This is a genomic window from Paenilisteria rustica, assembly GCF_013820765.1.
Lineage (GTDB): Bacteria > Bacillota > Bacilli > Lactobacillales > Listeriaceae > Listeria_A > Listeria_A rustica.
This window is the reverse complement of record NZ_JABJVM010000011.1, coordinates 51,300-63,707: the sequence shown is the minus strand read 5'-3', so window position 1 is coordinate 63,707 and position 12,408 is coordinate 51,300. Positions and strand designations below refer to the sequence as shown.

Annotated in this window: 7 protein-coding genes; 3 read left to right on the top strand and 4 right to left on the bottom strand. The window is 42.1% G+C overall.

Features of this window, described 5'->3' with window-relative positions; translation table 11 throughout:
• Positions 1-50 precede the first annotated feature (50 nt).
• A complete protein-coding gene (locus tag HPK16_RS11150; protein ID WP_181677033.1) occupies positions 51-770 on the top strand; it encodes a hypothetical protein in 720 nt (239 codons plus the stop codon).
• A gap of 288 nt (positions 771-1,058) precedes the next feature.
• Positions 1,059-1,877: a hypothetical protein gene (locus tag HPK16_RS11145; RefSeq protein ID WP_181677032.1), complete on the top strand. Its 819-nt coding sequence runs from the start codon at positions 1,059-1,061 to the stop codon at positions 1,875-1,877.
• A gap of 661 nt (positions 1,878-2,538) precedes the next feature.
• Here the strand turns inward: HPK16_RS11145 and HPK16_RS11140 are convergent.
• Positions 2,539-4,008 (bottom strand): glutamate synthase subunit beta, encoded by a 1,470-nt coding sequence (locus tag HPK16_RS11140; RefSeq protein WP_181677031.1) that lies wholly within the window; start codon positions 4,006-4,008, stop codon positions 2,539-2,541.
• An 18-nt stretch (positions 4,009-4,026) separates the two neighbouring features.
• Positions 4,027-8,622, bottom strand: coding sequence for a glutamate synthase large subunit (gltB, locus tag HPK16_RS11135; RefSeq protein WP_181677030.1), 4,596 nt, complete (start codon positions 8,620-8,622; stop codon positions 4,027-4,029).
• A 223-nt stretch (positions 8,623-8,845) separates the two neighbouring features.
• On the opposite strand from gltB, the gene HPK16_RS11130 reads away from it, so the two are divergent.
• Positions 8,846-9,742: a LysR family transcriptional regulator gene (locus HPK16_RS11130; protein ID WP_181677029.1), complete on the top strand. Its 897-nt coding sequence runs from the start codon at positions 8,846-8,848 to the stop codon at positions 9,740-9,742.
• Positions 9,743-9,799: 57 nt separating this feature from the next.
• Here the strand turns inward: HPK16_RS11130 and HPK16_RS11125 are convergent, their stop codons facing one another.
• Together HPK16_RS11125 and HPK16_RS11120 are read right to left on the bottom strand one after the other, a co-directional pair.
• Positions 9,800-10,285, bottom strand: coding sequence for a hypothetical protein (locus tag HPK16_RS11125; protein ID WP_181677028.1), 486 nt, complete (start codon positions 10,283-10,285; stop codon positions 9,800-9,802).
• A gap of 221 nt (positions 10,286-10,506) precedes the next feature.
• Entirely contained in the window at positions 10,507-12,291 is a 1,785-nt protein-coding gene (locus HPK16_RS11120; protein ID WP_181677027.1) for a P-loop NTPase fold protein, read from the bottom strand.
• Positions 12,292-12,408: the final 117 nt, after the last annotated feature.

Genomic DNA, 12,408 nt, shown 5'->3' with positions numbered 1-12,408 from the left:
TTCAGTCTATAGTATAAAAGTTATATTCCATGAAAGGGGATTGATAGAACATGAAGAAAAAAATAACGGGGACATTACTAATTGTCGGGATGTCTGTATTAAGCCTTGGAGGTCTTTTACAGAATGGTCAAGAGGTACAGGCGACGAGTGCAATTGGGATTTTACCTTCTCCTCCTCAAGAACCTGAAATTCCGTCTATACCAAGTGAGGCCGAAGAGTTGAGTGTGAAGTATATTGCTTTGAACGAGAGTTTATTTGCATTTGATACTACTCCCAACACTAGAGAATACACGACTTACATCAATAATAAAAAAATCGAAACACAGACGGTTGGTCGATATGATTTCCTATCACAAGGCGCACATCGTAACCAAATCGTCAAAAATTTGAAGCTAAAGATTGGTGATACCATTCGCGTAGACAGCAAAGATAACAATAATATTTTGTATACTGGGAAAACCCTTGTTATTGATAAAACTGTACCGCTTAATCGGCCATTCGCGACAAATACAATCTATGCTGGAGATACACAATTCACAATCAATGCTTTACTGAATACTCCTTACTTGAGAATTTTTATTAATGGTACTGAAATTCCTGGTGAATTTCTAATAGTTCACGTTCCTTCAAGAACTTCACCAAATATCTTTACAATAAACCCACTGAGCACACCTCTTAAAAAGGGAGATCGCGTTCAAATTATTGGTTTCACCTTCAATACAGCTGATGTCCTTGTAAACACAGGTGACTTCACTACTATCGTAAAGTAAAATCATAGAGCGTAAGCCTAGATGTCCCTCGCTGACATCTAGCTTTTAGATAACATATACCGTTTTGCGAGTAGCTTTTACATTACTTGCAAAACGGTATATTTGGTTGGAGTTAAAACGTTGAGATGCATTCCAAATCAATGCTAAACGCTTGGGTTCCGATTTGCTATTTTTATGTTCTTTAAAGAGTTTTTTGATTTTAATAAACATTTAATCATCACTTAATAACGAGTTTATTTTCATTCTATAGTATTAGCAGTATATTCCATGAAAGGGGATTGATAGAACATGAAGAAAAAAATAACGGGGACATTACTAATTGTCGGAATGTCTGTATTAAGTCTTGGAGGTCTTTTACAGAATGGTCAAGAGGTACAGGCGACGAGTGCAATTGGGATTTTACCACCACCTACTAATTCACAGAAACAACCTGCAACACCAAGCACATCTGAACAACCAAGCTACAGCTCACCTAGTGGAAGTGCGATTGGGAACTTGCCACCTCTTACTTCACCTGAACAACCAACAACACCTCCAACGTCAAATTTAGCAGAACAGTTAAGTGTACGCTCTATTGATTTAAATGAAGAGAAAATTACATTTAACATTACTGCAAACACGAGAGAATTCACCGTCTACATCAATAATCAAAAAATTGGGACAAGAACTGTGAATGCTTATCAGTACTTGGTTTATGGCCAACAATACAGTCAGATCATCACAAACCTGAACTTAAAAGTAGGTGACACCGTTCGTATTGACAGCAAGGATCACAACAATATCTCGTATACTGGAAAAACATTTAAAATTGATGAGAATACACCTTTAGTGAGAACATTGTCTATCGAAACAGCTTATGCGGGGGCAACACAATTCACTATCAATACCTCAGAAAGCGCTCCATATATGCGTATTTTTGTGAATGGTAATGAGGTTAGTGCACGTGGATTAGCCTTCCATACTGCTCCGAGACTTGAGCGAGACAGATATACAATTCCGACTCTTAGTACACCACTGAAAAAAGGCGATAAGCTCCATGTTATTGCTTACTCTATGTATAACTATCAAGAAACAGAAGAAGCTACCTTTACTACGTTTGTGAAATAAAAAAATCTGGCGTCTAAGAGTAACTGGAAAAGCTACTTGCGGACGTCAGATTTGTGCGTTTAATCTTTCTTTTTCGTAAATACATAAATGATGCACGAAATGATTGCCAGAAAGAATAGTACTACTTTATATATCATAATTGTAAACAGATCTGTTCATACAGTTTTTTCTTTTTTCATATCGATCCCACCTTTATGTATGGTTGCATTTTTTACTAGACACGCTTTGAAAACTGAAAAGCTTCCCTATTCAGATTACACAATACCAAGGGAAAACGCAACAAAAAGATTATTTTGATGGGTATTTTAGTATTATATTGTTTAAGTGAAAATTTAATTATTACTTCAAGCAAACTAGCATTTTTCATATTACTTGGATGAAAACTTTCTCGTATGATTATCGCTACTTCCGCTGGATCAATTTACATTTCACATTACTTAGATAAAAAAACCGTGCTATTTTAGCCATACTCCCATCATACCTCATGCGTCCATTTCTGTCGACCGATAGCGAAATTGGCTTTTCTACCTGCCTAGCCTTACATTCAGTTTTTTTAAATACCACCTAAACCTTGTCATAACAGTCCATAAAGAAAATCTGTCGATGCACTGTAGTTTTGACGCTACTTGCGGTCGACAGATTTTTGAGCCTTCTTTGTTTATTATGGTAGAAATGTTTCGCCCATGAGATAGAAATCGACTTCTCGTGCGGCTTCACGGCCTTCGTTAATCGCAGTCACGACTAAACTTTGGCCGTATCTTGCGTCACCACATGCGAAGATTCCTTCTACGTCGGTGCGGTAAAAGCCTTTTGCTGCTTCTATCGTGTGGCGTTTTGTTTTGCCTACTTTGAAATCTTCAAAAACGGATGGGGTCGCACCGGCGAATCCGATGGCGATTAGCACGATGTCAGCGTCCCATATTTTCTCGGAACCCGGAACTTCGTGGAGGTTGCGATTGGCGTCAACGTGATCGACGTCAATCGTGCGCAATCCTGTCAGTTCTCCTCGTTCGTTTTTAATGAATTCGGTTGAGTTGACTAAGTATTCGCGTGGGTCATCGCCATAGACCGCTTGGGCTTCGCTGTGTGCGTAGTCCATTTGGAACACTTTTGGAAATTGTGGCCAAGGGTTTTGGATGGCACGCAGGTCTGGGAGTTTGTCTCGTAAGCCGAATTGGTAGATGCTTTTCGCGCCTTGTCTTAGAGCTGTCGCAACGCAATCCGCGCCTGTGTCCCCGCCACCGATGACGATGACGTTTTTGCCTTCTGCGGACATGGTTTGAACGCCTTTGTTGTCGAGATTGTCTTTGATGCTTTGTGTGAGGTAGTCGACGGCGAAATGGATGCCTTTTGCGTCGCGGCCTGGAAGTTTGACGTCGCGGGCATTTCCAGCGCCGGTTGCTAGCACGACGGAATCGTATTCTTCTTTTAGCTGCGCCATCGTGATATCTTTTCCAGCTTCGACATTGGTCACGAACTCGACGCCTTCTTCGGCCATCAGGTTGACGCGACGGTTAATCGCGTCTTTTTCAAGTTTCATCGTCGGAATACCGTACATGAGCAGTCCGCCGATTCGGTCGCTTTTTTCAAAAACAGTGACGTTGTGACCGGCTTTATTTAGCTGGTCGGCGCACGCAAGTCCTGCTGGGCCGGAGCCGATGATCGCAATGCGTTTTCCCGTTCGTTTTTGCGGTGCTTGGGCTTTGATCCAGCCTTCTTCAAAACCGCGGTCGATAATCGCTTTTTCGATGGATTTAATGCCAACTGCAGGCTCGGAAATCGCGACGGTGCAGGAGCCTTCGCATGGTGCTGGGCAAACGCGGCCAGTGAACTCTGGGAAGTTATTTGTTTTTAAAAGGAGATCTAAGGCTTCGCGCCATTCTCCGCGGTACACGGCGTCGTTCCACTCGGGAATCAAGTTGTGTAGCGGGCAGCCAGATACGCCGTTTTTGATTTCTTCTCCGGTGTGGCAAAATGGTACGCCGCAATCCATGCAACGCGCGGCTTGTATTTGTAAATCGGCTACGGGCATTGGTAAACTATATTCGTTCCAGTCGCGCGTCCGTGTTAGTGGATCGCGGACCGGACTTGGAATTCGGTCATATTCGATAAATCCTGTCGGTTTTCCCATTGTTTTTCATCTCCCCTCTTATTTGGTCACTTCTACCAGTAATCCGTCTTTGTGCTCATAAAACGCTTGAAGTTCCGCCGAATCGTGAGTTTGGCCTTCGCCTTCTAGTTTTTCGATGCGGGTTAGCATGATTTCAAATTCGTTCGGGATGACGTAGACGAAATTGGTGATTTCGCATTCCCAATTTGCCAGTAGTTTGCGGGCAAATTCGCTGTCGGTATAACGCACATGATTTTCTACCAATTCGCGTAGTTTCCGTTCTTCGCGAGGTGTCGTAATCCCTCGACACGTCACGAGTTCTGGATTCACTTTTGCGTTGAAATGGGCTTGGTCTGGGGCGTAAACGTAAGCCACACCGCCGGACATCCCTGCTGCAAAATTCTCTCCGGTTTCGCCGAGGACAACCACCGTTCCGCCAGTCATATATTCGCAGCCGTTATCGCCAATTCCTTCGACAACCACGTCTGCGCCACTGTTACGAACGGCAAAACGTGCGCCAGCTTTTCCGTGAATGTAAGCTTCGCCGTCTGTTGCGCCGTAAAGCGTTACGTTTCCGACAATCGCTGAATTATGCGCGACGATCGGTGTTTTTGCGTCTGGTGATACGATGAGTTTCGCGCCAGATAGGCCTTTTCCGAAGTAATCGTTCGCGTCACCTTCAATGCGTAGCGTCATGCCTTTTGGAGCGAAGGCGCCGAAGCTTTGACCAGCCGCGCCCGTGAAGGTTAGGTCGATCGTGTCTTCTGGGAGGCCAGCCGCGCCGTATTTCTTGCTGATATAAGAACCAGTAATCGTGCCCACCGCCCGGTCGATGTTGCGAATTGGGAAGCGTCCCGTGACTTTCTCCCCGCGTTCAATCGCAGGCGCCACAACGGCTTTCAGTTCGCGCATATCAAGCGTTTGGTCGATTTTATGGTCTTGTTCTTTTGTACAGAATTGGACTTGATTTTGGTAAAATTCGTCCGTATATAGCATATTGGAAAAGTCGAGATGTTTCGCTTTCCAATGCGATTCCTTGCGTTCATGGGTTTCCAAATATTCTTTGTGCCCGATAATTTCTTCGAGGCTACGGAAACCAAGTTCGGCCATCGTTTCGCGCATTTCGGCAACGATGAAGTTGAAAAAATTCACGACGTAATCTGCGGAACCACCGAATTTTTTGCGAAGTTCTGGGTTCTGCGTCGCCACTCCGACGGGACACGTATCCATATGACACACGCGCATCATCACGCAACCTAGCGTCACAAGCGGTGCCGTCGCAAAACCATATTCTTCCGCGCCGAGCATTGCGGCAACGAGCACGTCTTTTCCGGTCATCAGTTTGCCGTCCGTTTCCACGACAACTTGATTACGCAAACCGTTCAGCAGCAACGTTTGATGCGTCTCTGCCAAGCCGATTTCCCACGGAACACCAGTATGGCGAATACTACTCCGCGCCGCCGCACCTGTTCCGCCTTCATAACCGCTGACCAAGATCACGTCGGCAAAGCCTTTCGCAACACCCGCTGCGATCGTGCCGATTCCCGTTTTCGATACGAGTTTCACGTTGATCCGCGCGTCCTTGTTGGCATTTTTTAAGTCGAAAATAAGTTGGGATAAATCCTCGATGGAATAGATATCGTGATGTGGTGGTGGTGAGATGAGTCCTACACCCGTCGTTGATCCGCGGGTTTTCGAAATCCATGGATACACTTTCTCGCCTGGCAAATGACCGCCCTCACCTGGTTTCGCGCCTTGCGCCATCTTGATTTGTAGCTCGTCTGCGTTCACTAAATAGTGACTCGTGACGCCGAACCGACCAGATGCGACTTGCTTGATTGCACTCCGACGCCAATCGCCGTTTGCATCACGCTCGAACCGATCTGGATTTTCGCCGCCTTCCCCGCTGTTGCTTTTCCCGCCAATTCGGTTCATCGCAATCGCCAGCGACTCGTGCGCCTCTTGACTGATCGAACCGTAGGACATCGCGCCTGATTTGAAACGTTTGAAAATCGCTTCGGCAGGCTCTACTTCTTCGATAGGAATCGGCTTGCGACCATGCGAATTGAATGTCAGCAAACCGCGAAGGAAAGCGTTATTTTGATTCTGCATTAAATCCGAGTATAGATTGTACGTTTCGCGATTGTTTTCACGCGTCGCCTGTTGCAACGAATGGATCGCGAGCGGATTGAAAACGTGATATTCGCCGTTCGAGCGCCATTGATACTCGCCACCTGTGTTCAACGTGAACTCTTGGAAACCGATATCATGAAACGCCTCGCGGTGACGCAACCATGACTCTTGCGCAATGACTTCCAGTGGAATCCCGCCGAGTTGCGACGCCGTTCCTGGGAAGTAATCCGCAATCACATCATTGCCAATGCCAATCGCTTCAAAAATCTGCGCGCCCCGATAACTTTGCACGGTAGAAATGCCGATTTTTGACATCACCTTCAAAATCCCGTCCGTAATCGCCTGAATGTAACGCGACTCCGCTTCATCAACTGTAAAGCCTTTAATACGGCCATCTTTGATCAAATTCGTAAACACATCGATCGCCAAATATGGGAAAATCGCGTCTGCACCGTAGCCGACCAGCATCGCACAATGATGCACGTCGCGAGCCTCCGCTGTTTTCACAATCAAGCTCACTTTCATCCGCGTGCCCCGTTTCACCAAATGATGATGCAGACCACTCGTGATGAGTAGCGCCGGAATCCCGATAAACTCATCGTTCGTGCCGTCATCTGTAATCACGAGCAACTCCGCTCCAGCCTCAATTTTCGCATCCGCTTCCGCAAAAAGTCGATCCAGCACTTCCGCCAAATTCTCCTTTTCCTCCGCCTTAAACAACGCATTAATGAACGCTGTCGGTTTCGCAAATTTCTTCTGTAACGCAATCGAAGCGTACTGTTTCCGAGACAAAATCGGCGTCTCCAAACGGATTCGGTTCGCATTTTCAGCCGTCGGATTTAAGATATTGCCCTCATTCCCAAGAAGCGTCATCGTCGAAATAACCGACTCCTCACGCAACCCGTCAATCGGCGGATTCGTCACTTGCGCAAACAACTGCTTGAAATAGTTAAACAACAACTGCGGTCGGAAAGAAAGCACAGCAAGCGGCGCATCGTAACCCATCGCCCCCATCGGATCCTTTTTCTCCGTTACCATCGGAATCAATATTTTGCTCAGCTCGTCCTGCGTATAGCCAAACGCCCGCTGCAACTTGAAGCAATCCTTCTTATTCAATGAAATATATTCCAAACGATCCTTATCCGTCAACGTTCCAATCTCCGTCAACTCCGCGTCCAGCCATTCACGATACGGCTTATCCGTCGTCAACTCCGATTTAATCACATCATCCGAAATAATCTCGCCTTTTTCCAAATCGATTAACAACATCGTACCCGCGCCAACCGTCACTTTGCGAATTACTTCCTCCGGGTCAACTGGCACAACACCCGTCTCCGAAGAATAAATAATCGTGTGATCTTTCGTCTCATAATAACGCGCAGGACGCAAACCATTCCGGTCCAAAATTGTCCCAATCACGCGCCCGTTCGTAAACGAAATCGACGTCGGCCCATCCCAAGGCTCCATCAGCGTGCTGTGATACTCATAAAACGCCCGTTTCGGATCGGTCATCGCCTTATTTTTATCCCAAGGCTCTGGAATCAACATCATCGCCGCGTGAGGCAGTGCCCGCCCCGTTTGCACCAAGAATTCTAGCGCATTATCCAGCGTCGCCGAGTCACTCCCATCCTCATCAATAACCGGCAAAAGCTTCGCCAAATCCGCGCCAAACAAATCCGATTCCGCGCGTTTCTCACGAGCCTTCATCCAATTCAAATTCCCACGCTGCGTATTAATTTCACCATTATGAATCAAATAACGATATGGATGCGCCCGTTCCCAACTCGGAAACGTATTCGTACTAAAACGCGAATGCACCAGCGCGTAAGCCGACGTATAAGCAGGATCCGCCAAGTCCAAATAATACTGATTAATCTGTTCCGGCGTCAACATCCCTTTAAAAATAACCGTCCGCGTCGACAAACTCGGCACATAAAACGTTTCCGTAATCCGCGCATCGCCCACCGCAAAACGCTCCACTTGTTTCCTAATTAAGTATAATTTCCGCTCAAAAGCTTCCTCATTAAGCGTCTCATCTTTCGCGATAAAAAGTTGATACACAGCCGGTTCCGTTTTTTGCGCACCCAGCCCGACTTTCGTCACATCCGTTGGCAACTTGCGCCAGCCCAAGAACGTTTGCCCCTCTTGCTCGATAAAGCACTCCGTCGCCGCTTGTAAAATTTTGCGTTGCGCCTCGTTTTGCGGGAAATTAAACATCCCGACCGCATACTGATATTTTTCAGGTAATACAATATCTATTTTCGCACAAGCATCGCGGAAGAAGTCATCCGAAATTTCCAGAAGAATACCCGCACCATCGCCCGTATCGCCGCCAACTTCGCCGCCACGATGTTTCAGCTGACAAAGCATGTGAATTCCCTGCTCGACAATTTTATGCGAAGAACGCCCTTTGATATTCGCTACAAAACCAATACCACAAGCGTCATGTTCATTTTTCGGATCGTACAATCCATGTTTTTCAGGCATATTCGTCTGTTTCATCCTAATTCCTCCTCGGTCTTGCTTATTTTTTAAGAGTTCAGATAATTCGATCCCCAACTAACTGACCGTAATTATGTATTTCCATCCCGTTCTATTATTCTACCCATTAATTTCTAGTTTGTAACGTTTTGGTGTAATATCTATTCTAATGCTTTTCATTTATCGAAACAATATATATAATAGAATAAAACGATCTCATTTCGAGATAGATCGGAGACAAGCAATGGAATTACGACAATTAAAGTACTTTATCGAAGTCGCGCGCGTCGAACATATGACCCAAGCATCGGAAAATTTGCACGTCGCCCAATCTGCCGTCAGTAGACAGATAACAAAACTCGAGGAAGAGCTCGGAATCAAGCTGTTCGACCGGATTGGCCGCAATATGCAACTGACAGCGGTAGGTCAGGATTTCTTGCGCCAAGCCAAAATCGGTTTACAGGAGCTACAAAAAGCCCAAGCAATCGTGGAAGAATACGCCGACCCAACGATTGGTGAAATCCGCATCGGACTGCCAAACTCGATCGCCACAAAAGTGCTGCCCGCCGTTATTTCCGCGTTTCGGGAAAAGTACCCGCAGATTACGTATCGTTTTATGGAAGGTTCGAATCGTGATTTGAAGCAGATGTTGGTGGCTGGCGCGCTTGATGTGACGTTTTTATCACCGGTGCCGGAAGAAGATGACGAGATTATGCCCCATCGTTTTTTTGATGAAAAGTTGAAGTTGATTGTGCCGAGCGGGCATCGATTAGCTGGGAAGCACTCGGTTTCGCTTGCAGATTTGGCGGACGAGAAATTTATTTTGTACCCGCAAGATTTCGATTTGTATCATTTAGTGGAAGATACGGCGCGGATGAAAGGCATTGAACTCGAGACAATTTTTCAAAGCCGTGATTTTCATACGATTCAAGGATTGGTTGGGGCGGGACTCGGAATCAGCATTTTGCCCGAGATGATTTTGGATGGGGCGATATTTAAAGAGACGCGAAGCATTGCGTTGATGGACCAGGAGTTGCGGCGGTCGGTTGGGATAATCACGACAAAAAGACGGAACATGTCGCCGTCTGAGACACTGTTCCGTAATTTTTTATTGGGGTATTTTGAGGAGGAAAAACAATGATTACTGAATCTCATGCAAAAATTACAGTTCTAAATAAACTTTAATTTCAATGAATAGTCAAAAGAATTTTTTCTGTATTATCATGCTTATCTTATTATATTTTTGATTAGTACTGTTAATAAACTTGGCAAATTCGTCATTATCGTAAGTACTATTCATAGTTTTCACCAGGTCATCTTCAAATTCTTGGACATTCTTGATTAGCTTTAGATAAAATTTCTCATCAGTATTCTTATAGAATATAGAGTCTTGACGCAAATCATTTAAAACTTGAACTAACGTGTCAGTCCCAGTAACACGCGATTCGGAAAATGTTAAAAATGACTTTGCTTCTGGTATTTTTTTTATCAGATATTCTTTATAGATATCATTAAAAAGATTAAACTCTAGGTTCTTTTTATTAACTTTCTTTTCAATTACAATTTGAACTATCAAAACTCCCGCTGAAATAATGATAGCCAATATTGATAAAGCATTATCAATGTTAAAGCCTTCCAACTCTTGCACTGCTCCTACTAAAAGATTAGAAAAATACATGTTCATACTTTAGGTTCACCTACTTCTACTTAAAATTACATCAGTCAATTTTTGAGATTTAGTTGAAATTGTTATGTTTTCCAAAATAAAATTATAACCTTTTTTGGAGACTATCTCCGAAAAAACCTTGGATAAAAGATGATGCGACATTTTCAATATGATCAGGAAATTCTATGTTAATTGGTTCATCAAGGCCTCATAATCTTTTTTTATTTGCTGACTAGTACCTACAGACCTTGGTTCTCATTTAGTTGTTTATTTATTAACTTATCTAAAAACGGCTTCAAATTTTCCCCTCTTTGCACCATACTTTGATTAATAGGTAATTCAATATCTATATATATTATTTCATTTTCATCTAAATAGGATAACATCTCATAATACCTATGACCTACTTCAAAATTCCACGCAAAACCTTTATGATTAATATAAGCCACAGGTTGCATATAATCAGATGACACTAAGATAGTTGCTGTATATGAAATATTAAATTGCGTATCAGCCTGCTCTTCCTTGCATATAATTACCCCATCAATACTGTCATGATAGATTCCTATTAACCTGTACAGCATGCTTATTTCAGTGGTTTCAATTAAGACTGGACGATAATTATTTCCTTTAAAGTTTGGATGCTTAGAGCCGTAATATTTAGAAATCTCAGTTGCTAAGCTCTCCTCACTCTCCGGTACATTTATACATTTGTAATCACTAATTATACTACCTACCCTTTTAATTACACTGTTTACTGTGGGATTCAGCATTAGGTATTCTTCTTTTACCTCATTAAGTTCTTGGCTAGTTATACTTTTATTTATTTGATACATATCAATAATATCAAAGATAAAATCAATAGCTATCTCTTTTAAAGGTTCTGGCAAATCACTGATATAATCATTCTCAACTAAGCCTACAACAATATAAAATGAATCATTTATATACTCTATATCTCTTAGACTACTTTGATGATCTAATTTAGCATTGAATCCGTAAAGATTATTGTAGTCTTTTTTTATTTTTACTACTTCCCTATAATTCCCCTTTGAATAGTAATAGATACTTCTGAGCGTTCTCAAATTTGATATTTTTAATATTTTAGGAACAACCAGAAGAAACTCTTTCCAATTCAATCTAGGAAGATATATGTAATCTCGAATCAGATTATGCATAATCGCAAAACTTTTATCATATTTTAATGAAACATACTTTATATGATCCACTAAAAGGAAAAAGACTGCCGAGCTTTCTGTAAAGATTGTTTTATTCTCTCGCATGAACTTTTTAAAATCTGTATTATTCATCTTATCTAATTCATCCATAATTATAACAATCGCAACTTCTTTTGAAAGAATATCTATTAAGTCAATAACTTCTGCTATTAAATCTTCTTTTCTTTGCCTTGGAGATTTTATTCGCCTATTTCTTATTTCTTTATATGCCAAATGTTTAATCTCCTTATTGATACCTAATTTAAAAGGAATCGCATTTAGAAATATATCTTTTAAAGAAAAAGTAACATTCATATATCGATTCCTTCTATCTGCAACTGAGTCTTCTTTAATTTCCTCAAGAAATATGTCAAATAACACTTTCTCTTTAAGACTATTTATTCGTTCTTCATATCTTTTATTCATAATTTTTTTCTTTTTAAAAATTTTTTTATCATCCACAATTTCTTCGTATTTTTCCCAATTTTCATCATATATTTTTTCAATAAATAAAACAAGTTCTCTCAATAAATCCGTTTTATCATTGGCAACATTCAAATGTAGAAATTTATATCTAATATGCTTGGGTTGACCTAAGTGTTGGTATGAATCCATAACAAATTTTTTCTCAATTGAATTTATAAGAGTGGTTTTTCCTGCTCCTCTATGTCCACCAATAATATATGTACCTAAATACAGATTTCTTAATATACTTTCAATATCCGCTATTTTGATCATTAATGTCGATGAAAAAATAGCATGTTCTAAAAATTCATTATCTAAAGGTTTCATATCATGCTCAATCATCCATCATCCCCCCTTGTCTCACTATTATATGAAAAATATTCCCATATGTACAGTTTACAATTGAAATAAAAGCTAATATTATTCAAAATATAATTTGCAGTTTGGGATTACAATTCA